We start from the raw sequence: 24,664 nt of genomic DNA on the forward strand, positions 1-24,664 counted from the left end.
GGGCTGATGTTGCGGCTAGTCCTTCTTCAGGACGAAGGAGGCTGGGCGGATCTTGGTGCCGGGGGTTTCCGCTTCCAGGAGGTACGTTCCCGGGCCCGCCTTCGTGGCCGGGGGCGTCGCGCAGTTGGGGGCGGAGCGGACGCGGTTCCAGTCCACCGTGTGCACGATCGTCGCGCCGGCCGGGACCTGGAGGAAGAGCGCGCCCGGGGCCGCCGGGCAGTCCTTCGAGGACCAGATCACGTCGTCGTTGTCCGCGCTCGCTTCGGTGACCTTGAGCACCACGTTCTTCGGCCCGAGGTCGGCCTTGCACGTCACCGACGAGGTGTTGCGGGCGATGATGTCGAACCTGGGCCGGTCCTCGGGGCCGTAACCGACCTTCGTACGCAGGGTCAACTCCAGCCCGCCGGGCTTGCATTCGGGGAGCGGGGAGTTCGCCGGGACCTGCCGGCCCGCCGCGGAGCCGCCGGAGGCCGTACCGCCCGCGCCCGAACCGGCCGTGGCCGCACCGCCCGTTGACGTACCGTCGGATCCCGTACCGCCGCTCGCGCCGCCGGAACCCGCGCCCGTGTCACCGCCGGAGCCGCTCCCGCCGTCCGAACCGCCCGAACCGTCCGAGCCCTCGGAGTCGTCCGACTCGTCGCGTCCGCCCGGCTGTTGGCTGATCGCCGGGCCGGAGCTGCCCGGGCCCGGGGTGATCGACTTCACCGGGTCGGAGCCGCCGGGCTTGCCGTCGTCCTTGCTCCCGCCCCCGCCGACGCTGGTGACCGCCCAGGCGATCAGCACCGCGAGCAGCGCAACCAGAAGCCCCGCTACCGCCCTTCGACGCCAGTAGATGCTGGAGGGAAGCGGACCGACCGGATTGCGCATAGATCCCACGGGCCAAACTGTACGAGAGATCGGGGCCGTCTCAGGCCCCACCCGCCGCTCAGGTCACAAGTTTTGCCGATCATCATCAAGTTTTGCCGATGATCATCACGGCAGCCGGTCCCCGGACCCGGTCACAGGGGACAGAACGGGTGGCGTTCCCGCCCCGCAGGACCGCCGCGCGGGCCGACACCCCCGCGTCCGTGACACCCGTACCCGCTTCCGTGCCAGGATCGTCAGTGCCATGACTGCCATGACTTCGACTTCCCCCCAGACGCCGTCCGCCGCCGCCTCCCTCCACACCCCCGTCATCGGGTGGTTCGAGCAGCACGCCCGCGATCTCCCCTGGCGCCGCCCCGAAGCGGGCGCCTGGGGGGTGATGGTCAGCGAGTTCATGCTCCAGCAGACCCCGGTGAGCCGGGTCCTCCCGGTGTACGAGCAGTGGCTCGCCCGCTGGCCCCGCCCCGCCGACCTGGCCGCCGAGGCGCCCGGGGAGGCGGTCCGCGCCTGGGGCCGGCTCGGCTACCCCCGCCGCGCGCTGCGGCTGCACGGGGCCGCGCAGGCGATAGCGGAACGGCACGGCGGCGACGTACCGAGTGAGCACGCCCAGCTGCTGGCGCTGCCCGGGATCGGCGAGTACACGGCGGCGGCCGTGGCCTCGTTCGCGTACGGGCAGCGGCACGCCGTACTCGATACGAACGTCCGCCGGGTGTTCGCCCGCGCCGCGAACGGCATCCAGTACCCGCCGAACGCGACCACCGCCGCCGAGCGCAAGCTCGCCCGGGCCCTGCTGCCGGACGAGGACGAGCGGGCGGCACGGTGGGCTGCGGCCACGATGGAGCTGGGCGCGCTCGTGTGCACCGCGCGCAACGAGGACTGCGACCGCTGCCCGATCGCCTCGCAGTGCGCGTGGCGGCTGGCCGGGAAGCCCGCGCACGAGGGGCCGCCCCGCAAGGGCCAGACGTACGCGGGGACCGACCGGCAGGTGCGCGGCCGGCTTCTCGCGGTGCTGCGCGACGCGCTCAATCCCGTACCGCAGGCCGCTCTGGACGCGGTGTGGGAGGAGCCGGTGCAGCGGGCCCGGGCGCTGGACGGGCTGGTGGCCGACGGCCTCGTCGAACCGCTGGCGGACGGCCGGTACCGGCTGCCGCTGACCTGAACCCCACGGGCCATTCCCCGGTGCTGTTACACAACCGATGGACAGCCGTGCGTCGGCGTACGGCTGCTCCGCACAACCTCGTGACAACGCCTCCGTAGCGTCTCCGACAGCAGTACACGGGGATCCACGGGGACGGAGGCGGTTGTCATGGCGCAGGGCGAGGTGCTCGCGTTCGAGGACTACGTACGGACACGGCAGGAGGCGCTGCTGCGCAGCGCACGGCGTCTGGTCCCGGACCCCGTGGACGCGCAGGACCTGTTGCAGACCGCCCTGGTGCGGACGTACGGCCGGTGGGACGGCATCGCCGACAAGTCCCTCGCCGACGCCTATCTGCGCCGCGTCATGATCAACACCCGTACGGAGTGGTGGCGGGCGCGCAAGCTGGACGAGGTGCCCACCGAGCAGCTGCCCGACGCGAGCGTCGACGACGGCAGCGAGCAGCGCGCGGACCGCGCCCTGCTGATGGACATCCTCGGAATCCTGGCTCCGAAGCAGCGCAGCGTCGTCGTGCTGCGACACTGGGAGCAGATGAGTACGGAGGAGACGGCCGCGGCGCTCGGCATGTCGGCCGGTACGGTCAAGAGCACGCTGCACCGGGCGCTGGCGCGCCTGCGGCAGGAGCTGGAGAGCCGTGAGCTGACGAGCCGCGAGGCGGTCGCCCGGGAGACCGAGGGACGGCGGGAGACCGGCGGCCCTCGGGAGACCGGCGGTCGGCGGCAGGCCCAGGGCAGCCGGGAGACCGGGGCCCACCAGCAGGCCGGAGGTCGCCGGGAGGCCGAAGGTCGCCAGCAGGCCGGGAGCGTCCGGAGCGCGGCGCCCGCCGCCACCGGCCGGGTTCCGGCCCAGCGGACGAGGGCCGCCTCCGGCACGGCGAAGGTCACCTCCGTCACGGCGGCGCGGGGACACACAGCGGCGCGGCACGACGGGCGTCACGACGAGCGGGGGCGGGAGCGGTGCGCGGCCTGACAGCCAGCAGCGACGGCAGCGAGCACGGCGGCGGGAGCGGCCGGGCGGGTACCGACGACGGGGGCACCTCCGGGAGACCCCGCCGGAACCGCGGGTTCCGGGCAGGTATGGCGGCGAGTGGTACGGCCCTGGCCGGACTCGCCGCCTTCGGGCTGTTCTGCGTTGGCTGCGCCACCGGCGGCACCGGCACCCGCGACGAGGGCCCGGCCGGCAGCCAGCCGGTCGCCCAGTTCTCCCCCCGGCCCACCGTCTCCGGCACGGCCCCGCCCACCCGGCGCGTCAACGCGGTGGCCCTCCTCAAGGGCGACCCCACCGTGAGCGAACGGGTCCGCGAGGGGCTCCGGCCCTGCGCCGGCAAGGCCTACCCGGTCGACACCTCCTACGGATCGATGACCGGCGGCCCGTCCGCCGACGTCGTGGTCAACGTGATGAGCTGCGCGGATTCCGTGGGCGTGGGGACGTACGTCTACCGGGCCCGCGAGGACGGCTCGTACGAGAACGTCTTCATGGCCGAGGTGCCGGCCGTCTACGGGACCATCGACCGAGGCGACCTCGTGGTGACGACGCAGGTCTACGGGTCGAAGGATCCGCTGGCCTATCCGTCCGGCTCCGAGGTGGTCACCTACCGTTGGGCCGACGAGCGCTTCACCGAGCACGACCGGGTGCACAACGACTTCAGCCGTGCCGTCGACGGCGGCGGCGACATCGAGGCACCCACACAGGCGGAGCCGGTGGAACCGGCCGACCCGAGCGGGAACTGAAAGCGAGACGCAACGTCCATGGCCGAGACCCACGTCCTCTTCGTCGAGGACGACGATGTCATCCGTGAGGCCACCCAGCTCGCCCTGGAGCGGGTCGGCTTCACGGTCACCGCGATGCCCGACGGGCTCTCCGGCCTGGAGGCCTTCCGCGCCGACCGGCCGGACATCGCCCTCCTCGACGTGATGGTGCCGGGACTCGACGGGGTGAGCCTGTGCCGCCGCATCCGGGACGAGTCGACCGTGCCCGTGATCATGCTCTCCGCCCGGGCCGACTCGATCGACGTGGTGCTCGGCCTGGAGGCCGGCGCGGACGACTACGTCACCAAGCCCTTCGACGGCGCGGTCCTGGTCGCCCGCATCCGGGCCGTACTGCGCCGCTTCGGCCACGCGGCCGGGCCGGACGGCGGCACGGGCCAGGGCGGTACGGACGGGGAGGCCGAGGGGCTCGGCGGGGTGCTGGTCTTCGGCGACCTGGAGGTCGACACGGACGGCATGGAGGTGCGGCGCGGCGGCGAGCAGGTGGCGCTGACGCCCACCGAGATGCGGCTGCTGCTGGAGTTCTCCTCCGCCCCCGGCACCGTACTCTCCCGCGACAAGCTCCTGGAGCGGGTCTGGGACTACGGCTGGGGCGGCGACACCCGGGTCGTGGACGTCCACGTCCAGCGGCTGCGCACCAAGATCGGCCAGGACCGGATCGAGACGGTCCGCGGCTTCGGCTACAAGCTGCGCGGATGAGGCGGCTGCGGATGAGGCGGCTGCGGGCGGGGCGCCCGGTGAGATGCCCATGAAGCGACTGGCGCTGCGGACCGGGGTCCGCTGGAAGATCAGCGTCGCCATCGCCGCGGTCGGCGCGCTCATCGCGGTGGCGCTGAGCCTCGTCGTCCACAACGCGGCCCGGGTCTCGATGATCGAGAACGCCCGCGAGGTGCAGCTGGAGCGGCTGCTTGGCGCGCAGCGGTTCTACGAGGCGACGAGCATGCAGAAGGGCGGGCCCAAGTTCGGGGCGAAGCTCAACGACCCGGCGATCCCGCCGAGCCTGCGCGACGAGGTTCGCAAGAACCGGCGGGCCACACATGTGACGCAGACCTCCGACGGGGTGCCCGACGTCTGGGCGGCGGTTCCGCTGGCCAACGGGGACGTGCTCTCGCTGCACACCCGGTTCGCGGACCGGTCCGCCACGATCATGGACGACCTGGACCGGGCGCTGATCATCGGCTCGGTCTCCGTCGTCTTCGGCGGGTGTGCGCTCGGCGTCCTCATCGGCGGCCAGCTCTCGCGCCGGCTGCGCAAGGCGGCGGCCGCGGCGGGCCGGGTCGCCGAGGGCCAGACCGACGTACGGGTCCGCGAGGCCGTCGGCGGGGTCGTCCGCGACGAGACGGACGAGCTGGCGCGGGCGGTCGACGCGCTGACCGACGCGCTGAACGAGCGGATCGAGGCGGAGCGCCGGGTCACCGCGGACATCGCCCACGAGCTGCGTACACCGGTGACCGGGCTGCTCACAGCCGCCGAGCTGCTGCCGCCGGGCCGCCCGACCGAGCTGGTACGGGACCGGGCCCAGGCGATGCGGACGCTGGTCGAGGACGTGCTGGAGGTGGCCCGCCTGGACAGCGCCTCGGAGCGGGCCGAACTCCAGGAGCTGCCGCTCGGGGAGTTCGTCAGCCGGCGGATCGGACTGCTGGACCCGGATGTGACCGTGCGGGTGGTGCACGAGTCCTGGGTCGCCACGGACCCGCGCCGCCTGGAGCGCATCCTCGGAAATCTGCTGGGCAACGCCGCCAAGCACGGCTCCACCCCGGTGGAGGTCACGGTGGAGGGCCGGGTGGTACGGGTCCGGGACCACGGTCCGGGGTTCCCGGAGGAGCTGCTGCGGGACGGGCCGAGCCGGTTCCGTACGGGCTCCATGGACCGGGCCGGGCACGGACACGGGCTGGGCCTGACGATCGCGGCGGGCCAGGCGAGGGTGCTGGGGGCCCGGCTGACCTTCCGGAACGCGGGGCCGGTGGGTGCGGTGGAGGGCACGGGCGGGGCGATCGCGGTGCTGTGGCTGCCGGAACACGCACCGACGGCGACGGGGAGCTTTCCGGTGCTGCGGGGGGCGGACGAGCGGCAGCCGCAAGGGTGAGGCCGCCTGGGCTTTTCCGCTCGTCGGTCCTGCGGGTACAACGCCGACGGCGACCCCGAGGAGTGAGCCGTGAGGCTGTCCTCGACGTCGCCGTCGGTCGGGTGACCCGGGCGCACGCCCCGGGTACCGGGGTGTAACGGGTCCACTGAACTCTCTTCGGTTGTGCTGCGCGGCCGCCGGGTGCCGAGGGCTCGGCCCTACGGATGCCGTGGGCCTGGGGCCTACGGGTGCCCGGCGCGGGTCCGCGCGGTTACGCCGGCCGGATCAGATGGAGACGTGCACCGAGCGGAGGAACGCGGCCGGGTTCAGCGCCGAGCCGTAGTTCGGGGTGGTGCGGATCTCGAAGTGCAGGTGCGGGCCGCTGGAGTTGCCGGTGTTGCCGGACAGGGCGATCTTCTGACCCGTCGTGACCTTCTGGCCGATCTTCACGTTGATCTTCGACAGGTGCGCGTACTGCGAGAACTTGCCGTTGGAGTGCTTGATCACGATGGCGTTGCCGTACGCGGGACCGTCGCCGCCGCCGTTCGGGCCGGCCTTCACGATGGTGCCGGTGTGGGCGGCGGTGACCGGGGTGCCGATCGGCACGGCGAAGTCCTGGCCGGAGTGCTTGGCGGCCCAGCGGGCGCCACCGGTGCCGTAGCTGGCGGACAGCGTGTACTTCTTGACCGGGGTCTTCCAGGAGGCGGCGTTCTTCTTGGCCGCCTTCTTCTTGTCCTCGGCCTTCTTCTTCGCGTCGGAGGCCTTCTGTGCCGCCGTCTTCTTGGCCGTCTCGGCGGCCTTGCTCTGCGCGGTCGCCTGCTGGGCGACCGACTGGGCGGTGGTGCCCGCGGCGAGGGGAGCGGCGGCAGCGTCGGCGTTGCCGGCCGCGAACGCCGAGCCTGCACCCAGCACCACGGACGCTCCCAGGCCGGCGGCCAGGACTGCGCCACGGATGCGGGAGGCGGACGGGCGGATGGGGTGCTGGTTCGTTGCGCGCTTCATACGGTGAAGTCCTCCGAAGGTGAGTGGACCCGGCGTGCTGTCCGGGCTTGCTCCACCTTGGTAACCCGCACCCCCGCCGGTGCTCAAACACCCCATCTACGAAGAAAAGCCGTAGTGAGGGGTGCGGGAATTCGCCTCGGTTGTCCCGTTTCGGGAGGCGGGACCGGGCGACGAAATCCCTCACCCGAATGAGGTTTAAACGCTGTTCTGGGGGCACTTTTCCGGACATGGCACCGCGAACGGGCTGTATCGCCCGCCGAGCCGGAGCCTCCTCCCCCCGCCGGGCCAAAGGTCCCCCCACCACTCCTGACGCCATCTCCTAGCGCGGGTAGTAGGCCTGTTTCGGCCTGTGCGCCTTGTCACCGCCTGTGGGACCTAAGTCCTTCCGATTCAGGACCTTCGGCCTGCTACATCACTACGCTGACGGGAAAGCGGATCCGCGCCCCGGGGGGACCACCATGACGGCCGAGAACACCCACGACCTGGACGGCATCGAGCTCGCCGATGCCGTCGAATCCATCCGGAACCAGCTGGTCGAGGCGGCGGCCCGGGCCACGGGCCGCCCGCTCGCCTTCGCGGTCGGGGACATCCAGATGGAGTTCACCCTCGAACTCCGCAAGGAGGCCAAGGCGGGCGGCAAGGTGAAGGCCTGGGTGGTCGAGGCGGGCGCCGACGCGTCCCGGACGACGGGCCGCACGCACAAGGTGGCGTTCACGCTGAGCCCGCGGAACGCGGTGACCGGGGAGGCGTGGGAGGTGGGGGCGGAGAACGACGGTTCGACGGAGGGGTTCGGTGAGGGGGCGGCGCGCCCGTGAGCCCCGCACGCCCGCCCGTCACGCACCTCGCCGACCGTACGGTGGTGGTCTCCGGCGCTCTCCAGGGCAGCGGCGTCCTCCTCACCGACCGGCTGGTCCTGACCTGCGCCCACGTGGTCAAGACCGGCTCCGTCCTGATCGCCCACCCCGCGCTCCCGGACCGGATACGGGCCACGGTCGCCTGGATCGACTACCGCCTCGACGCGGCCCTGCTGGAGGCCACCGAGCCGGTGCGGCCGGTCCCCCCGGCGCGGATCGGCGTGCTGGACACCCGAAAGGCGATCCCCGGGTGCGAGATCACCGGCTTCCCCCGGGTCCAGCGCTACGGCCCGGACAAGCGCCTGGAGGCGGACCACTACACGGCGACGGTCCTGCCCATGGCGGGCCGGGTCCGTGACCTGCTGGTCTGCGAGCTGGACGGCCCGCCCGCCGCCGGGCCGGACGACGAGCCGCCGGCCCTGTCCGGCCTCTCCGGCGGCCCGGTCTTCGCCGGGGACGTCCTCCTGGGCATCGCCCGCCAGGTGCCGCAGCAGCGGGAGGGCCGCCGGGTCGAGTGCGTCCCGCTCGGCCCGGTCCTTGCGGCGGAGCCCTTCGTGCAGGCCTACCGCAGGACCGGCGCCCCGCTGCGGGAGGAACGCGTCCACGGCAACTTCCCGAGAGACCTGCGGTACGAGGCGGAGTACGGGCAGGCGCTGGGCGTCGCGTACCGCCGTACGAAGATCTTCGGCCTGGACGAGCTGAGCCGCCACGACTCCGAATGGGACCTGGACACGGCCTACCTCAGCCTGGAGGCCCAGGCGCAGGACCGGACCGCGCCGGGCCCGCCCCTCCCCCAGCGCATCGACACCCTCCTCACCGACCGCCCCCGGGTCCTGCTGCGCGGCGAGGCGGGCGCGGGCAAGACGACCCTGCTGTGGTGGCTGGCCGCCCACGCCTCGGCCCGCACCCTGGACGAGGACCTGGCCCCGCTGAACGGCCTGGTCCCGTTCGTCGTACCGCTGCGCACGCTGCGAGCCCGTGGCGGTACGTTCCCGGGCCCGGCGGAGCTGTGGCACGCGGCGCCCCTGGTGGTCGACGCGGCGCCTGAGGGGTGGGCGGGGCGGGTCCTGGAGTCCGGCCGGGCGCTGCTGCTGGTGGACGGGCTGGACGAGGTGCCGCCGGAGGACCGCGAGCAGGCGCACACCTGGCTGTCGCAGCTCCTGGCCCGCTACCCGGAGACCCGGTGCGTGGCGACCGTACGGCCGCTCGCCGTCGAACCGGACTGGCTGCGCTCGGAAGGCTTCGCGGAGTTACGTCTGCTGCCGATGCGGGACGAGGACATCCAGGCGTTCGTGGCCTCCTGGCACCGGGCGGCCCGGCTCTCCGAGGAGGACGACGCCGACCGCCTGGACGCGCTGGAACAGGACCTCTCCCGCCAGTTCGAGCAGAACTCCACACTCCGTGACCTGGCCCGTACGCCCCTGCTCTGCGCGGTGATCTGCGCCCTGCACCGCCGCCGCGACGGCCTGCTCCCGGAGACCCGGTGGAAGCTGTACCGCTCGGCGCTGGAGATGCTCCTCGGCCACCGTGACCAGCGACGCCGGATCGGTGACCCCGAGGGCATCGACCTGAGCGTCGAGGAACACACCCAGCTCCTCCAGCGCATCGCGGTCTGGCTGGTGCGCGAGGGCCAGTCGGAGTTCACCCGGGACCAGGCGCTGCGGCAGCTCGGCCGGGCGCTGGCGGGGATGGAGCGGGTGAGCGCGCAGGGGCCGCCGGAGCGGATTCTCACCCACCTGCTCAACCGCAGCGGCCTGCTCCGCGAACACACGGACGACACCTACCAGTTCATCCACCGGACCTTCCAGGACTACCTGGCCGCCAAGGAGTTCGTCGAGGACGACCACCTCAACGAACTGCTGCGCCACGCGGACGAGGAGACCTGGCAGGACGTGATCCTGCTGGCGGCGGGGCACTGTGGGCGGCGTGAACTGGGCGTACTGGTGGGCGGGTTGCTGGACGTGGGCCTGCGGCACGAGGCCGGTACGGAGGAGCGCACCGCCGTCCATGTCCTGGCCGCCCTGTGCGCCCAGCACGCGACGTGGCTGGACGAAGCGGTACGGAGTGCGGTCCGGGAGAGCACAGCTGCGCTCTTTCCGCCGACCGGGGACAGCCAGGTGCGGTCTCTGGCCCGGCTGGGACAGGCGGCACTGGCGTTTCTACCCGATCCGGACACGGTGTCCGACTCGGAGAAGCACGCCCCCTTCATGGTCTCCCTGGTCCTGAACATCGGGGGAGCCGCCGCGGTTCCGCACGCCCGTGCTTGGGTGCTGGCCCACCCCTGGCTGGGCCAGACCTTCATGGGCAAATGGGAGCACTTCCCGCCCGAGGAGTACGCCACCGAGGTGCTGGCTCACTGCGACCTCACGGGCACCGTTCTCAGCGTGAGCGACCGGAATCAGCTGAGGTCGCTGCGCCACCTGCCGTCCGTGTTCGCCCTGTCACTCCGCTTGGACCTGTCCGAGGCGGAGGCCGGTGCGCTGCTGCAGAACACGCGTATCGAAGCACTCTTCGTGGGGGAGACCGGCCGTCTCCCCGGGCTGTCGTTCCTGAGCGCCGCCGCGGACTCCCTGTCGGTGCTGGACACCGGGCCGTGCGCGGGGGTGCGGGATTTCGCGCCGCTCGCCGGGCTCCACCAGCTCAAGACCCTGTTCGTGGACACCCAGGGGACGCTCCCCGCCGACCTGGCGCCGCTGGCGGGTCTGCCCGCCCTGTCGCGCCTCATCCTGAGGCACCTGGAGGCGGACCGGCTGAGCGAGGTCGCGGCCAACCCCGGTGTCACCGACCTGACGGTCACCAGCCGGCGTCCGCTCGTCCTGGACGGGCTCGGTGCCTGGAAGTCGCTCAGGGACCTGGAGGTCTCGGAATTCGCCGCGTTCGACGATGCCCTCGACGCGCTGCGGGAGCATTCCCGGGTCACCGCTCTCCGCCTCACCGCCTTCCCTTGGGCACACCGGCCGGCCCGCGCTGTGTCCGCACCCACCGTTGAGTACCTGTCCGTACCGGCCCCTGACCACTCCGGTGACCTCGGGATGCTGCGACCGCTCTTCCCCGGGGTCGCCCATCTCAGCCTGGAGGCCTCCGCCCTGCGCGTACTGGACCTCACACCGCTGCACACCTGGCCGGGTCTGCGGGTGCAGGTCACCGGGTTGTCCCAGCAGCGTCTGATCGGGGCGGAGGAGCTGGGCGACCGGCTCAACGCCCCTCCCGGCTGACGCACGCCAAAAAGGGGCTGCCCCGGACCGGTACGGATACCGGTTCCGGGGCAGCCCCTTCACCACAAGCTCACGCCATAGGCGCGCGCGTCACGCTTCCTTCGACAGGTTCGGACCCGCCCCGCCCGCAGCCTGCTCGATCGGGGGGACGTCGGGCAGAGCCGACTTCTCCTCGCCGCGGAACGAGAACTTCTTGTCGTCGCCCTCGCCCTCGACGCCGACGACCACGATGTGACCGGGGCGCAGCTCACCGAAGAGGATCTTCTCGGAGAGGATGTCCTCGATCTCGCGCTGGATCGTCCGGCGCAGCGGCCGGGCGCCCATCACGGGGTCGTAGCCCTTCTTCGCCAGGAGCGACTTGGCCTCGGCACTGAGCTCGATGCCCATGTCGCGGTCCTTGAGCCGCTCGTCGACCTTGGCGAGCATGAGGTCGACGATCTGGATGATGTCTTCCTCGGTCAGCTGGTGGAAGACCACCGTGTCGTCGACACGGTTGAGGAATTCCGGCCGGAAGTGCTGCTTGAGCTCTTCGTTGACCTTGACCTTCATGCGCTCGTAGTTGGTCTTGACGTCGCCCTGGGCGGCGAAGCCCAGGTTGAAGCCCTTGGAGATGTCCCGGGTCCCGAGGTTGGTCGTCATGATGATGACCGTGTTCTTGAAGTCCACGACCCGGCCCTGGGAGTCGGTCAGGCGACCGTCCTCCAGAATCTGGAGCAGGGAATTGAAGATATCGGGGTGGGCCTTCTCGACCTCGTCGAAGAGGACGACGGAGAACGGCTTGCGGCGCACCTTCTCGGTGAGCTGGCCGCCCTCTTCGTACCCCACGTAGCCGGGGGGCGAACCGAAGAGGCGGGAAACCGTGTGCTTCTCGCTGAACTCCGACATGTCGAGGGAGATCAGCGCGTCCTCGTCGCCGAAGAGGAATTCGGCGAGCGTCTTGGAGAGCTCCGTCTTACCGACACCGGACGGGCCGGCGAAGATGAACGAGCCACCGGGGCGCTTGGGGTCCTTCAGACCGGCTCGCGTACGGCGGATCGCCTGCGAGAGGGCCTTGATGGCGTCCTTCTGCCCGATGACGCGCTTGTGGAGCTCGTCCTCCATGCGCAGCAGACGGGAGGACTCCTCCTCCGTCAGCTTGAAGACCGGGATGCCGGTGGCCGTGGCCAGGACTTCGGCGATGAGCTCGCCGTCGACCTCGGCGACGACGTCCATGTCGCCGGCCTTCCACTCCTTCTCGCGCTTGGCCTTCGCCGCCAGCAGCTGCTTCTCCTTGTCGCGGAGAGAAGCTGCCTTCTCGAAGTCCTGGGAGTCGATGGCCGACTCCTTGTCGCGACGCACGCCCGCGATCTTCTCGTCGAACTCGCGGAGGTCCGGCGGCGCGGTCATCCGGCGGATGCGCATCCGGGAGCCGGCCTCGTCGATCAGGTCGATCGCCTTGTCCGGCAGGAAGCGGTCCGAGATGTACCGGTCGGCCAGGGTCGCGGCCTGGACGAGGGCCTCGTCCGTGATGGAGACCCGGTGGTGGGCCTCGTAACGGTCGCGCAGGCCCTTCAGGATCTCGATGGTGTGCGGCAGCGACGGCTCCGCGACCTGGATCGGCTGGAAGCGGCGCTCAAGGGCCGCGTCCTTCTCCAGGTGCTTGCGGTACTCGTCGAGGGTGGTGGCACCGATGGTCTGGAGCTCACCGCGGGCCAGCATCGGCTTCAGGATCGAAGCCGCGTCGATGGCGCCCTCGGCGGCACCCGCACCCACGAGCGTGTGGAGCTCGTCGATGAACAGGATGATGTCGCCGCGGGTGCGGATCTCCTTGAGGACCTTCTTCAGGCGCTCCTCGAAGTCACCCCGGTACCGCGAACCGGCGACCAGGGCGCCGAGGTCCAGGGTGTAGAGGTGCTTGTCCTTGAGGGTCTCGGGCACCTCGCCCTTGACGATCGCCTGGGCCAGGCCCTCGACGACCGCCGTCTTGCCGACGCCGGGCTCGCCGATGAGGACCGGGTTGTTCTTGGTCCGGCGGGACAGCACCTGCATGACCCTCTCGATCTCCTTCTCGCGCCCGATGACCGGGTCGAGCTTGGATTCACGAGCGGCCTGGGTGAGGTTCCGGCCGAACTGGTCGAGTACCAGGGAGGTGGAGGGCGTGCCCTCCGCGGGGCCGCCTGCGGCCGCCGTCTCCTTGCCGCCCGAGTAGCCCGAAAGCAGCTGGATGACCTGCTGCCGGACCCGGTTCAGGTCGGCGCCCAGCTTCACGAGGACCTGGGCGGCGACGCCCTCGCCCTCGCGGATCAGGCCGAGCAGGATGTGCTCGGTGCCGATGTAGTTGTGGCCCAGCTGAAGGGCCTCGCGGAGCGACAGCTCCAGGACCTTCTTGGCTCGCGGGGTGAAGGGGATGTGCCCGGAAGGAGCCTGCTGCCCCTGCCCGATGATCTCCTCCACCTGCTGGCGGACCGCCTCGAGCGAAATCCCGAGGCTCTCCAGGGCCTTAGCGGCGACACCCTCACCCTCGTGGATCAGGCCCAGGAGGATGTGCTCGGTGCCGATGTAGTTGTGGTTGAGCATCCGGGCTTCTTCCTGAGCCAGGACGACAACCCGCCGCGCGCGGTCGGTGAACCTCTCGAACATCGTTAATCGCTCCTCAGAGCGGTCGGTCAGTGAGGGGTCGGTCCCCTCCCAGTCCTTCCGCATGCTAGTCCCGCAGGACGGGACAGCTCATTCCAACTGCCGACATCCGTCCGGATCACCCCGCACCGGGCGGGGATTCTTACTGCCGAACAGCTGACAACTGCTCCAACCCGATGGTGCGAGACGATGTTCCCGCAGGCCAGGCAGATACCCCTTTCGCCAGTACGCCGATGGCGAACGTGAGACGCCTCGGCCTGCGTGTCGCCCCTTCCCACTAGGAAAGTCTTACCCGCAATCACTGACAGTCCATGCGGCGCGCCCCGGTTCCCTCCGCTACGGGCGAACAACCTTGCGCTGCCTCACGCTCCCGCGCGCCCCTGAAAGCCGGACACAACGTGATCGCCCGGGAACCCTGCGTAACTTCGCCGTCGGTTCAGCGGTTCATCAGACATGGCCTTCATCGTTCCGCCGCCCCGATCGTCACCCGACGCCGGTCCCGGCCGTGCGGGGCCGGGTCCCGTCGCTCCGGGTCTCTCCGCTCCCGCCGCTCCGGGTCCCACCGCTCTCGCCCGGTGGTACGAGCGGGAGCTCGGCTGGGCGACCGAGGGGCGCGCTCCGGTGCGACTGCTCACCGGGGTCGGCTTCGACGTGCTGGAGCTTCCCGCCGAGGCCGGTCACGCCCTGCTGCGCCGCCCCGTGCGGACCGGTCCTGTGCTGCTGAGCGGCGGACGGATAGGGCTGCTGGTCGCCGCCGGCGGCGCCGATGAGCTGCCGGGGCTGCTGGACTGGCTGGAGTGGGGTCCGATCGCTCTCGATCTGACCGCCTTGGGGACGGGGGGCCGCGTCACGGCTCCGTCCCCCTGGGTGGGTGGTGCGGGCTCGCCGGGGGCCGCTGTCTGGCTGCGGCCCCCTGAGCCGAGGCGAACACCCGGAACGGCGCTTCCCGCATTCACGGGCTTCGGGAGCAGCGGTGGGGATGCCCCCGATCTCGTACGCCTGGTGGACGCCGCGGCGACGGAATGCCATCGGGTCCGGTTGTCGCATGCCCGGGCCGGGCTGCGTAACAGCAGTCCGGCAGATCAGCCGTTGGCCTTCTCGTAAGCCTCACGGATCTCGGCGGGAACGCGGCCGCGGTCATTCACGTTGTGGCCGTTCTCCCGCGCCCACCGGCGGATTTCCGCGGTGTCCTTGTTGCCACCGGCCACAGCGCGGCCCTTGCCACGGCCCGTGGCGGCGCGGCCACCGGTGCGGCGGCCACCCTTGGTGTAGGGCTCGAGAAGACCGCGAAGCTTGTCCGCATTGGCCGTGGTGAGGTCGATCTCGTACGTCTTGCCGTCAAGCGCGAACGTCACGGTCTCGTCCGCCTCGACACCGTCGAGGTCATCGACAAGAAGGACCTGAACCTTCTGTGCCACGGGATTTCCTTTCATCGAAAATGGAGTACGCGGAAAGGAAACCGCTTTTCTCGGGAAAACACAAACCCCCGGGAGAGGTTCAGGAGCGCGAGAACACGGGAAACGTGCGCGATTCGGACATAGGGATGCAGGGCTTGCACACACCATCCGCGCATCACAGGTGCAGAAGCATCCGGCTGTTGCCCAAGGTGTTCGGCTTCACCCGTTCGAGACCGAGGAACTCGGCGACACCCTCGTCGTAGGAACGCAGCAGCTCACTGTAGACATCGGTGTCGACCGGAGTCTCTCCGATCTCGACGAACCCGTGCTTCGCGAAGAAGTCCACTTCGAAGGTGAGGCAGAAAACCCTGCGCACCCCGAGCCAGCGGGCGGTCTGGAGAAGCTTCTCCAGTACGTGATGGCCCACGCCCGCCCCCCTGATCCGGGGGTCGACGGCGAGAGTCCGGACTTCCGCGAGGTCTTCCCACATCACATGGAGAGCGCCGCAGCCGACGACCCGGGCATCCTCGTCGCGTTCCGCGACCCAGAACTCCTGGATGTCCTCGTAAAGGGTGACGGTGGCTTTGTCGAGGAGGATGCCGCCGGACACGTAGCCGTCGAGGAGCCGACGTACGGATGACACATCACTCGTCCTCGCCCGGCGGACGGTGATGGCGGGCTTATTTACCGACGGGTCGGTATGAAAGTCGGTATCCGGTTCGGTTTGCGGCTGCTCTGAGGACATGCCCCGACGCTATCGCCCGCTCTCGGACCCCGTGCCATCGGCCGGGGCGTCGACTTCGGGGGCCCCCGCGGTCCGTTCCGGCGGGTTGCCCTCCGGATTGTCCGCCGGGCCGCCTGCCGGATTGTCCGCGGAGTTGTCCACCGGGTTCGGGGAAACCATGCGAACAGCGTCCTGAAGTGCTTCGCGCTGCTCAGGCGACATCATCCCGAAGAACGCGACAAGGGCGGCGGCCGGGTTGTCACTGCGCGACCAGGCTTCGTTCATCAGTGCGGCCGAGTAGGCGGCCCTGGTGGAGACGGCCGTATATCGATATGCCCGGCCGTCCACTTCCCTGCGGACCCAGCCCTTCTGATGGAGATTGTCCATTACCGTCATCACCGTCGTGTAGGCGATGGACCGTTCCTGCTGGAGGTCCTCAAGGACTTCCCGCACGGTGACCGGACGGTTCCATTGCCAGACGCGTGTCATCACGGCGTCTTCCAGCTCTCCCAATTGGCGGGGCACGGGATCACTTTAGTGCCACATGTCCCGAATGGCTGGTTATTTACAGAGCCAAAAGAGCGCACGGCTCTCATGAGCCGTGCGCTCCAGGGGGTGCGGGACGGACCGTGCGGTCAGGCGTTCTCCGGACGAGCGGTCTGCTTTACGGATTCCGCGCGGGCGATCGCCGCGTCCACGGCCTCGTCCTCCTTGGCCTTGTTCGGACCGCCCTGGCTCTTGACGATCGTCACGACCAGGCCGATGAAGAAGATGGCCATCACCACGGGGGGCACGAGCGCGGATACGTAGTCCATGCCGTCCAGAGTAGCGAGCCCCGTACGACGGGACGCGGCGCCCTCCCGTGTCTTCGGGAGAGCGCCGCGTCCGGGGCGTGCGGTGCGGACCAGGATCAGCCCGCGGCGCGCTCCTCCTCCGAGGGGGGCGGGGTGGGGCGGCGACGGGGCGGGAAGACCTCGGACGGCTTGGGCGCCGGGCGGGTGCCGGGGGCCGGGGTGCGGCCCGGGGCGGGGGCGGCCGGGGCCTTGGGGCGGTCCGGCTCCCGGTCGGCCGCCCGGCCGCCGGGCAGGGCCAGCAGCCGGCTGCGGGGGCCGGGGGCCGATGCGGCGGCGGAGCGGCCGGCGAGCCGGGCCCGTACAGAACGTTCGGCGAGGATCTGGCAGCGCTCCAGGAGGGCCGCCGCCAGCGGCTTCCCGCGCAGCGCGCGCAGGGCCGCCAGATCGTCGGGGCGGGGGTCGTAACCGGCCGCCAGGGCGTCCTGGAGCAGCTCCAGATAGCCGGTGACGGAGCCGGGGAGGGCGGCGCGGTAGCGGGCGAGGTCGGCCAGGAGGAATGCTCGCAGCCGGCCCGCCTCCCCGACCGCCTCGTCCACGGAGCCCGCGAGCCGCAGGCAGTCCTGGACATCCTCGTCGGACAGGGGCATGGGGTGGAGGGCGATGGCGAGGGCACGTCGGAGCACCCGCAGCTCGTCCGCGCTGAACGCCATGCCGCCTCGTGAACCGTAGGGCGTGGGCATAACGCGACAATACGTGCTAAATGGACAAAATCCGTTTAACTGGTCGTCGGTGGCGCGGCGTCCGCGAACGGTGGCCCGGGCCCCGCCGGGAGGCGTTTCCCCCAGGTACGCCGCGCCGGGCGGCCGGACCGGCTACGAGCGGGACACGTTCCGCTCGTAGACCAGGCGCAGCCCGATGAGCGTCAGCCACGGCTCGTGCTCGTCGATGACGGAGGACTCCCCCAACACCATCGGAGCAAGGCCACCGGTCGCGATGACCGTGACGTCGTCCGGGTCGGCGGTCAGCTCCTTCTTCATCCGGGCCACCACCCCGTCGACCTGGCCCGCGAAGCCGTAGACGATGCCGGACTGCATGGCCTCCACGGTGTTCTTGCCGATCACGCTGCGCGGCCGGGCCAACTCGATCTTGCGGAGCTGGGCGCCCTTGACGCCGAGCGCCTCGACGGAGATCTCGATGCCGGGGGCGATGACCCCGCCCGCGTACTCCCCGCGTGCGGAGACCGCGTCGAAGGTGGTGGCGGTGCCGAAGTCGACGACGATCGCCGGGCCCCCGTACAACTCGACGGCGGCGACCGCGTTGATGATGCGGTCCGCGCCGACCTCCTTGGGGTTGTCCATCAGGACCGGGACGCCGGTCTTGACGCCGGGCTCCACCAGGACGGCGGGCACGTCGCCGTAGTAGCGGCGGGTGACCTCGCGCAGCTCGTGCAGGACCGAGGGGACGGTCGCGCAGATCGCGATGCCCTCGATGCCGTCGCCCAGCTCCATGCCGAGCAGCGGGTGCATGCCCATCAGGCCCTGGAGCAGGACCGCCAGCTCGTCGGCGGTGCGGCGGGCGTCCGTGGAGATCCGCCAGTGCTCCACGATCTCCTCGCCGTCGAAGAGGCCGAGGACCGTGTGCGTGTTGCCGACGTCGATGGTGAGCAGCATCAGGCGTCGGCCCCGTCGGTGTCGGAGGCGGCCGCGTCGCGGAAGTCCAGGCCGATGTCGAGGATCGGCGAGGAGTGGGTGAGCGCCCCGACGGCCAGGTAGTCCACGCCCGCGTCGGCGTAGGCGCGGGCCGAGTCGAGGGTGAGGCGGCCGGAGGATTCGAGGATCGCGCGGCCGTCGACCAGCGCCACCGCCTCGGCGGTCTCGCCCGGGGTGAAGTTGTCCAGCAGGATCAGGTCGACGCCCGCGTCCAGCACCTCGCGGACCTGCTCCAGCGTGTCGACCTCCACCTCGATGGGCAGGTCGGGGAACTCGGCGCGGACCCGTTTGAACGCCTCGGCCACGCCGCCGGCCGCGATCACGTGGTTGTCCTTGACCAGGGCCGCGTCGGAGAGCGACATCCGGTGGTTGACGCCGCCCCCGCACCGTACGGCGTACTTCTCCAGCGCGCGCAGGCCCGCCGTCGTCTTGCGGGTGTCGCGGACCTGGGCCTTGGAGCCCTCCAGCACGTCCGCCCAGGCGCGGGTGGCCGTCGCGATGCCGGAGAGGCGGCAGAGCAGGTTCAGCGCGCTGCGCTCGCCGGTCAGCAGGTCGCGGGTGCGGGTGGTGACGGTGAGCAGCTTCTGGCCGGGGGCGACGCGCTCGCCGTCCTCGACGTGCCGCTCCACCTCGAACTCCTCGGTGCAGACGATCGACAGGACCGCCTCGGCGACCCGGAGCCCGGCCACGACCCCGGCCTCCCGGGCGGTGAAGTCACCGGTGATCACGGCGTCCTCGGGGACGGTCGCCACGGTCGTGACGTCCACCCCGCCGTCGAGGTCCTCCTCGATCGCCACATGGGCGACGTCCTCGACCTGGACGGGGTCGAGACCCGCCTCGGCCAGGAGCAGGGCGAGCGCGGGGTCCAGGCCGCACTCCAGGGCGTCGGGGTCGAAGCCGTCACCGCAGCCGCAGTCGTCGCCGCAGCCCTCGGCGGGCGCGGAAGGTGCGGGCGCGCCGACCCGGATCAGCGGTACGTCCACAGGTGTGGGGCGCGGATTCTCTTCGGGGGTGGACACGGTTGCGGCTCCTCGGGGCGTGGCGGGTGGTGCGGGTGCGGCTCGCGCCGCTGCTCTGTGCAGTCTGCTCAATCCGCCGGGCGTACGGGCGGGAATGCGGCGGTCTCCGTACGGTGGACGACCGGGGTGCGGTCGGGGGCGATACGGACGACCAGGTGGCGGCGCCAGTGCGCGTCGTCGCGGTCGGGCCGGTCCTCGCGCCAGTGGCAGCCGCGGGTCTCCTCGCGCTCCCGGGCGGCGGCGACCAGGACCCGGGAGACCAGCAGCAGGTTGGTGACCTCCCAGGCGTCGACCCCGGGGACCGCGTCCTTCGGGTCGGCGGCGTCCGCGTCGGCGGCGGCGCTGCGGTGCAGGGCCTCCAGCTCCTCGGCGGCGGCGGCCAGGGACGCGGCGGAGCGGAGGACTCCGGCGCCCCGGGTCATGATGCGCTGGATCGCCGTACGGGTCTCGGGGGCGAGCAGCGGGACGGGGGCGTCGCCGCCCTCGCTCGCGGCCTCGGCCGGTTCGGTGCGGGGCGGGCGGGCCTCGGCGATGTCGGCGGCGATGCGCTCGGCGAAGACCAGGCCTTCCAGGAGGGAGTTCGACGCCAGCCGGTTCGCGCCGTGCACCCCCGTACAGGCGACCTCGCCGCAGGCGTACAGGCCGGGGACGGTCGTACGGCCGCGCAGGTCGGTGCGGATGCCGCCGGAGGCGTAGTGCGCGGCCGGGGCGACCGGGATGGGTTCGGTGACCGGGTCGATGCCGTGGGCGCGGCAGGCGGCCAGGATGGTGGGGAAGCGCTGCTCCCACATCTGGGCGCCGAAGTGCCGGGCGTCGAGATACATGTGCTCGGTGCCGTGCTCGTGCATCTGGCGGGTGATGGCCTTGGCGACGATGTCGCGCGGGGCCAGCTCGGCCAGCTCGTGCTGCCCCAGCATGAAGCGGGTGCCGGTCGCGTCGACGAGATGGGCGCCCTCACCCCGTACCGCCTCGGAGACCAGCGGCTGCTGGCCCTCGGAGTCGGCGCCCAGGAAGAGGACGGTCGGGTGGAACTGGACGAACTCCAGGTCCGACACCTCCGCCCCGGCCCGCAGCGCCAGCGCCACGCCGTCGCCGGTGGAGACCGACGGGTTGGTGGTGGCGGAGAAGACCTGGCCCATGCCGCCGGTGGCGAGGACGACCGAGGGGGCCCGGACCGCGCCGACGCCGTCGTGCTGGCCCTCGCCCATGACGTGCAGCGAGACCCCCGCCGTACGGCCTTCGGCGTCGGTGAGCAGGTCCAGGACGAGCGCGTTCTCGATGGTGTGCAGGGCGGCCTCGCGGACCGCTTCGACCAGGGCCCGGGAGATCTCGGCGCCGGTCGCGTCGCCGCCCGCGTGGGCGATGCGGCGGCGGTGGTGGCCGCCCTCGCGGGTCAGCGCTATGTCGCCGCTGTCGGTGGTGTCGAAGAGGGCGCCGGTGGTGATCAGACGGCGTACGGCGTCGGGGCCCTCGGTGACCAGGGTCCGTACGGCCTCCTCGTCGCAGAGGCCCGCGCCCGCGACCAGGGTGTCGTCGAGGTGCTGCTCGGGGGTGTCGCCCTCGCCGAGCGCCGCGGCGATGCCGCCCTGGGCCCAGCGGGTCGATCCGTCGTCGAGGCGCGCCTTGGTGACGACCACGGTGTCCAGGCCGGCGGCCGCGCAGCGCAGGGCCGTGGTGAGACCGGCGACCCCGGAGCCGACCACCACGACGTCCGCGTCGATGGCCCAGCCGGGGGCGGGGGCGGTCAGCCGTATTCCGGTCACGTCAGGGCTCCGAAGGTGAGGGGGATGTTGTCGATGAGGCGGGTGTCCCCGACCCGGGCGGCGACGGCGAGGATCGCCTCCCCGCTCTCGCGGTCGTCGGGGATCTCGGTGAAGTCCGCCGGGTCGACCAGGGCGAGATAGTCCAGGACGAGCGGGTGCCTGCCCCGGGTGGCGGCCTCTTCCAGGATCGCGCGTGCGGTGGCCCGTACGGCGGCGGGCGCCCCGTTGGGCCGGGCCAGCGCGACGGCCTGGGCGTCGGCGGCGGCGCGGGCCTCGCCGAGCTTGTTGAGCCCGGCGGCCCGGTCGCCGCCGGGGGCGGTGGCCTTGGCCCGCTCGTGCAGGGCCTGCTGGGCGGCGAGCCGGTCCTGGGCAGCGAACAGGGCGCGGGGCAGGGCGAGGGCGGTGTGCCGCTCCTGCGGGGACAGGAACCGGTTGCGGCTGGAGAGCGCGAGGCCGTCGGGGTCGCGGACGGTGGGGACGCCGGTGATCTGGACGCCGAAGTTCAGGTCGCGGACCATGCGGCGGATCAGGGCGAGCTGCTGGGCGTCCTTCTGCCCGTAGAACGCCTCGTCGGGGCGGGTCAGGTGGAGGAGCTTGGCGACGACGGTGAGCATGCCGTCGAAGTGGCCGGGGCGGGAAGCGCCTTCGAGCCGCTCGCCCATGGGGCCCGCGGTGATCCTCACCTGGGGCTCGCCGCCGGGGTAGACCTCGTCCACACCGGGGGCGAAGACGGCGTCGGCGCCGGCGGCCGCGGCGGTGGCCAGGTCGGCGTCCAGGGTGCGCGGGTAGCGGTCGAGGTCGGCCGCCTCACCGAACTGGAGCGGGTTCACGAAGACGGTGACCACGACCTGGCCGTCCGGCCCCGCGGCCGCGCGGGCGGCGCGGATCAGGGTGGCGTGGCCCTCGTGGAGGGCGCCCATGGTCATGACGACGGCCCGCTCGGCCCCGGCGGGGCGGGGGAGGGCGTCCAGCTCGGCGGCGGTGCGGAGGAGGGCGGGGGTTCCTTGAGAGGTTGCGCCCTCGGGGGCCGTGGGGCCCTGGGGGGCGGTGCCCTGGGGGCCCGCGGGGCCGGTGTTTCCCGTACGGCTGCTGGTGGTCATCGGGTCTCCCCCGGCCCCGGGCCGCCCGGGCGGCTCTCCTGGTCGGCCAGGGCGACGAGCAGGTCCTCCGCCAGCTCCGGCTTGAGCAGGCCGTGGGCCAGCGCCCGGTCGGCCGTGGCGCGGGCCATCGCGAGATAGCCCCCGACCATCTGGGGGGCGTGCGCGCGCAGCTCGCCGACGTGGGCGGCGACCGTGCCCGCGTCGCCCCGGGCCACCGGGCCGGTCAGCGCGGCGTCGCCGGAGCGCAGGGCGTTGTCCAGGGCGGCGCCCAGGAGCGGGCCGAGCATCCGGTCCGGGGCGGTGACCCCGGCCTTGGCCAGCAGCTCCATCGACTCGGCGACCAGGGTGACCAGGTGGTTCGCGCCCAGGGCGAGGGCCGCGTGGTAGAGCGGGCGGGACTCCTCGGCGATCCACTCCGGCTCGCCGCCCATCTCGATGACCAGCGCCTCGGCGGCCAGCCGCAGCTCCTCGGGGGCGGTGACCCCGAACGAGCAGCCCGCGAGCCGCTGGACGTCGACGGACGAGCCGGTGAACGTCATCGCCGGGTGCAGCGCGAGCGGCAGGGCCCCGGCCCGCAGCGCGGGGTCCAGGACCCGGGCTCCGTACCGCCCGGAAGTGTGGACGAGGAGCTGTCCCGGCCGTACGGCACCGGTCTCGGCGAGCCCCTCGACCAGGCCCGGGAGCGCGTCGTCGGGGACGGTGAGCAGCACCAGCTCGGCGCGGGCGAGCACCTCGGCGGGCGTCACCACGGGGACGTCGGGGAGCAGGGCGGCCGCGCGGCGCCGGGAGGCGTCGGAGACGCCCGAGACGGCCACCGGTCGGTGACCGGCGAGCTGGAGCGCGGCGGCGAGTGCGGGACCGACGCGGCCCGCTCCCACGACGCCGACGGTGAGGCGGGCGGGGCGGTCCCTCGCGTCGAGGGGTTCCTTCGGAACTGTCGTATTCACGCGGCGATGGCCTTCCGTTCCAGTCCGCGGGGGGTACCGGACGATTTCTCTGCATGCTACGCCAGCGTTTCGACGAAGCCCGCCCACCGCCCACAGCCTGTGGATAACTCTGCGGAGCGGGCGGGAATCGCAGGGGCGTGCCGTCAGTGGTCCGGGGGATGATCGTCCCATGACAGCCATGGATGAGCAGGAGCAGCGGCGGCGCCGACTGGCCGCCTGGCGGGGGTCGCACCGGATGCTGGCGCGCCGGTCCACGGACCGCACGGTGGGCGAGGGGCTCGCGGCGCTGATGGCCGGGGTGGGGGCCGGTTCCGGCACTGGAGCCGGTTCCGCTTCCGAGGTCGGGGCCGGTCTCGGTTCGGGGGCCGGTTCCGGTTTCGTACACGATCCGGACGACGCGGTGGATGTGTACGGCGGCGGGGTCGTCGCGGACCTGGAGCGGCGGGTGGCCGGGCTGCTGGGGACGGAGGCGGCGGCGTTCTTCCCGACCGGCACCATGGCCCAGCAGGTCGCGCTGCGGTGCTGGGCGGGGCGTACGGGCAACGCGACGGTGGCACTGCACCCCCTGGCCCACCCGGAGCTGCACGAGGAGGGGTCGCTCGGGGCGGTGAGCGGGCTGCGGACGGTGCACCTGACGTCGGCGGCCCGGATGCCGAGCGCGGAGGAGGTGCGGGACCACCCGGAGCCGTTCGGCACGCTGATGCTGGAGCTGCCGTTGCGGGACGCCGGTTTCGTACTGCCCACGTGGGACGAGCTGGAGGCGGTCGTGGCCGCGGCCCGGGAGCGGGACGCGGTGGTGCACCTGGACGGGGCGCGGCTCTGGGAGTGCACCGAACACTTCGCGCGTGACCTTCAGGAGATCGCGGCGCTCGCGGACAGCGTGTACGTGTCCTTCTACAAGTCGCTGGACGGGCTGTCGGGGGCGGTGCTGGCGGGCCCGGACGCGCTGGTGGAGGAGGCGCGGGTGTGGCGCCACCGGTACGGGGGCCAGGTCTTCCAGCAGTACCCGGCGGCGCTCTCCGCCCTGCTCGGCCTGGAGAAGGAGCTGCCACGGCTGCCGTCGTACGTGGCCCACGCGAAGGTGGTGGCGTCGGCGATGGCGGAGGGGTTCGCGGCGGCGGGGGTGCCGTGGTTCCGGGTCCATCCGGAGCCGCCGCACACGCACCAGTTCCAGGTCTGGCTGCCGTACGGGGCCGAGGTGCTGGACGAGGCGTCGTTGCGGCAGGCGGAGGAGACGGGGGTGACGCTGTTCCGGCGGTGGGGTTCCGGGGCGGCCGGGCTGCCGCCGGGGGTGTCGGTGACCGAGGTGACGGTGGCCGGGGCCGGGCTGGAGTGGTCGGCGGAGGATGTGCGGGAGGCGGTGGGGGTGTTCGTGGGCTTGCTGAAGTAGGGGCCTTGTCGAGTCACCGGACCCCGTCCTCAGGGTTCCGTCCTCAGGGTTCCGTCCTCAGGCTTTCCGCCCTCAAGCGCCGGACGGGCTGGATTGGTCGGACGGGCTGGAGCGGCCGCGGACGGGCTGATGTGCCGTCGGCGGGTGCGTCAGCCAGTGGTGGTACAGGTCGCGCAACGTTCTGCGGTCGTGGCGGCCCGGCGGAGGCGGGGCGGGTTCGCCCAGCCGGGCCGCGCGGTAGGTGTCGAGCATGTGCTGCTGGATGGCGTCCATGCATCCAGCG

General features: G+C 72.1%; 22 protein-coding genes and 1 pseudogene. 9 read left to right on the plus strand and 14 right to left on the minus strand.

What is annotated here, in order from left to right; genetic code table 11:
- Window positions 1-15: 15 nt before the first annotated feature.
- Window positions 16-783, minus strand: coding sequence for a hypothetical protein (locus tag GTY67_RS14400; RefSeq protein WP_161278968.1), 768 nt, complete (start codon window positions 781-783; stop codon window positions 16-18).
- Window positions 784-1,108: 325 nt separating this feature from the next.
- On the opposite strand from GTY67_RS14400, the gene GTY67_RS14405 reads away from it, so the two are divergent.
- From GTY67_RS14405 to cseC, 5 genes and pseudogenes are all read left to right on the plus strand, one after another.
- Window positions 1,109-2,023 carry an A/G-specific adenine glycosylase gene (locus GTY67_RS14405; RefSeq protein ID WP_161278969.1) on the plus strand — a complete coding sequence of 305 codons (915 nt, stop codon included), beginning with the start codon at window positions 1,109-1,111 and terminating at the stop codon, window positions 2,021-2,023.
- Window positions 2,024-2,170: 147 nt separating this feature from the next.
- Window positions 2,171-2,692, plus strand: a pseudogene (locus GTY67_RS34935) (SigE family RNA polymerase sigma factor); the annotation flags it as partial.
- Between the two features lie 404 nt (window positions 2,693-3,096).
- Entirely contained in the window at window positions 3,097-3,750 is a 654-nt protein-coding gene (locus GTY67_RS14415; RefSeq protein ID WP_093693395.1) for a hypothetical protein, read from the plus strand.
- Between the two features lie 18 nt (window positions 3,751-3,768).
- Complete coding sequence (gene cseB / locus GTY67_RS14420) at window positions 3,769-4,485, plus strand: two-component system response regulator CseB (protein ID WP_093693377.1); 717 nt, start codon at window positions 3,769-3,771, stop codon at window positions 4,483-4,485.
- A gap of 49 nt (window positions 4,486-4,534) precedes the next feature.
- A complete protein-coding gene (cseC, locus tag GTY67_RS14425) occupies window positions 4,535-5,872 on the plus strand; it encodes a two-component system sensor histidine kinase CseC (protein ID WP_161278971.1) in 1,338 nt (445 codons plus the stop codon).
- 264 nt (window positions 5,873-6,136) lie between these two features.
- On the opposite strand, the gene GTY67_RS14430 is transcribed toward cseC, so the two are convergent.
- On the minus strand, window positions 6,137-6,853 hold the full coding sequence (locus GTY67_RS14430; RefSeq protein WP_093693375.1) for a M23 family metallopeptidase: 717 nt from the start codon (window positions 6,851-6,853) through the stop codon (window positions 6,137-6,139).
- Between the two features lie 458 nt (window positions 6,854-7,311).
- Here GTY67_RS14430 and GTY67_RS14435 point away from each other — a divergent pair, with 458 nt between their 5' ends.
- Window positions 7,312-7,668 carry a trypco2 family protein gene (locus GTY67_RS14435; protein ID WP_161278972.1) on the plus strand — a complete coding sequence of 119 codons (357 nt, stop codon included), beginning with the start codon at window positions 7,312-7,314 and terminating at the stop codon, window positions 7,666-7,668.
- Window positions 7,665-10,922 (plus strand): serine protease, encoded by a 3,258-nt coding sequence (locus GTY67_RS14440; protein WP_161278973.1) that lies wholly within the window; start codon window positions 7,665-7,667, stop codon window positions 10,920-10,922. The genes GTY67_RS14435 and GTY67_RS14440 overlap by 4 nt, the downstream gene beginning before the upstream one ends.
- 90 nt (window positions 10,923-11,012) lie before the next feature.
- Here GTY67_RS14440 and GTY67_RS14445 read toward each other — a convergent pair whose 3' ends face one another.
- Window positions 11,013-13,541, minus strand: a complete 2,529-nt coding sequence (locus GTY67_RS14445) for an ATP-dependent Clp protease ATP-binding subunit (RefSeq protein ID WP_093693372.1) — start codon at window positions 13,539-13,541, stop codon at window positions 11,013-11,015.
- Window positions 13,542-13,991: 450 nt separating this feature from the next.
- Here GTY67_RS14445 and GTY67_RS14450 point away from each other — a divergent pair, with 450 nt between their 5' ends.
- Window positions 13,992-14,642 carry an SCO3374 family protein gene (locus GTY67_RS14450; RefSeq protein WP_161278974.1) on the plus strand — a complete coding sequence of 217 codons (651 nt, stop codon included), beginning with the start codon at window positions 13,992-13,994 and terminating at the stop codon, window positions 14,640-14,642.
- Here the strand turns inward: GTY67_RS14450 and GTY67_RS14455 are convergent.
- From GTY67_RS14455 to GTY67_RS14500, 10 genes are all read right to left on the minus strand, one after another.
- The gene (locus tag GTY67_RS14455; protein ID WP_003968298.1) at window positions 14,621-14,956 is read right to left on the minus strand and encodes an Lsr2 family protein; all 336 of its coding nucleotides are present in this window, start codon (window positions 14,954-14,956) and stop codon (window positions 14,621-14,623) included. The genes GTY67_RS14450 and GTY67_RS14455 overlap by 22 nt on opposite strands.
- Before the next feature lie 154 nt (window positions 14,957-15,110).
- Complete coding sequence (locus GTY67_RS14460) at window positions 15,111-15,680, minus strand: amino-acid N-acetyltransferase (RefSeq protein WP_202461436.1); 570 nt, start codon at window positions 15,678-15,680, stop codon at window positions 15,111-15,113.
- Between the two features lie 9 nt (window positions 15,681-15,689).
- Window positions 15,690-16,184 carry a BlaI/MecI/CopY family transcriptional regulator gene (locus GTY67_RS14465; RefSeq protein ID WP_093693370.1) on the minus strand — a complete coding sequence of 165 codons (495 nt, stop codon included), beginning with the start codon at window positions 16,182-16,184 and terminating at the stop codon, window positions 15,690-15,692.
- A 110-nt stretch (window positions 16,185-16,294) separates the two neighbouring features.
- Window positions 16,295-16,474, minus strand: a complete 180-nt coding sequence (locus GTY67_RS14470; protein WP_093693369.1) for a hypothetical protein — start codon at window positions 16,472-16,474, stop codon at window positions 16,295-16,297.
- Window positions 16,475-16,569: 95 nt separating this feature from the next.
- Window positions 16,570-17,163, minus strand: coding sequence for a hypothetical protein (locus GTY67_RS14475; RefSeq protein ID WP_161280085.1), 594 nt, complete (start codon window positions 17,161-17,163; stop codon window positions 16,570-16,572).
- 162 nt (window positions 17,164-17,325) lie between these two features.
- Window positions 17,326-18,123, minus strand: coding sequence for a type III pantothenate kinase (locus GTY67_RS14480; protein ID WP_030564824.1), 798 nt, complete (start codon window positions 18,121-18,123; stop codon window positions 17,326-17,328).
- The gene (gene nadC / locus GTY67_RS14485) at window positions 18,123-19,181 is read right to left on the minus strand and encodes a carboxylating nicotinate-nucleotide diphosphorylase (RefSeq protein WP_093690413.1); all 1,059 of its coding nucleotides are present in this window, start codon (window positions 19,179-19,181) and stop codon (window positions 18,123-18,125) included. Before nadC ends, GTY67_RS14480 begins: the two co-directional genes overlap by 1 nt.
- Window positions 19,182-19,249: 68 nt before the next feature.
- Window positions 19,250-20,944 (minus strand): L-aspartate oxidase, encoded by a 1,695-nt coding sequence (locus GTY67_RS14490; protein WP_093690411.1) that lies wholly within the window; start codon window positions 20,942-20,944, stop codon window positions 19,250-19,252.
- Window positions 20,941-22,044: a pantoate--beta-alanine ligase gene (gene panC, locus GTY67_RS14495; RefSeq protein WP_237502614.1), complete on the minus strand. Its 1,104-nt coding sequence runs from the start codon at window positions 22,042-22,044 to the stop codon at window positions 20,941-20,943. Before panC ends, GTY67_RS14490 begins: the two co-directional genes overlap by 4 nt.
- The gene (locus GTY67_RS14500; RefSeq protein ID WP_093690407.1) at window positions 22,041-22,991 is read right to left on the minus strand and encodes a DUF2520 domain-containing protein; all 951 of its coding nucleotides are present in this window, start codon (window positions 22,989-22,991) and stop codon (window positions 22,041-22,043) included. The genes panC and GTY67_RS14500 overlap by 4 nt, the downstream gene beginning before the upstream one ends.
- 169 nt (window positions 22,992-23,160) lie before the next feature.
- Between GTY67_RS14500 and GTY67_RS14505 the strand changes: the two genes are divergently transcribed.
- The gene (locus tag GTY67_RS14505) at window positions 23,161-24,381 is read left to right on the plus strand and encodes a beta-eliminating lyase-related protein (RefSeq protein WP_161278975.1); all 1,221 of its coding nucleotides are present in this window, start codon (window positions 23,161-23,163) and stop codon (window positions 24,379-24,381) included.
- Between the two features lie 72 nt (window positions 24,382-24,453).
- Here the strand turns inward: GTY67_RS14505 and GTY67_RS14510 are convergent, their stop codons facing one another.
- Window positions 24,454-24,654, minus strand: a complete 201-nt coding sequence (locus tag GTY67_RS14510; RefSeq protein ID WP_161278976.1) for a hypothetical protein — start codon at window positions 24,652-24,654, stop codon at window positions 24,454-24,456.
- Window positions 24,655-24,664 lie beyond the last annotated feature (10 nt).

It is taken from the genome of Streptomyces sp. SID8374 (assembly GCF_009865135.1).
Lineage (GTDB): Bacteria > Actinomycetota > Actinomycetes > Streptomycetales > Streptomycetaceae > Streptomyces.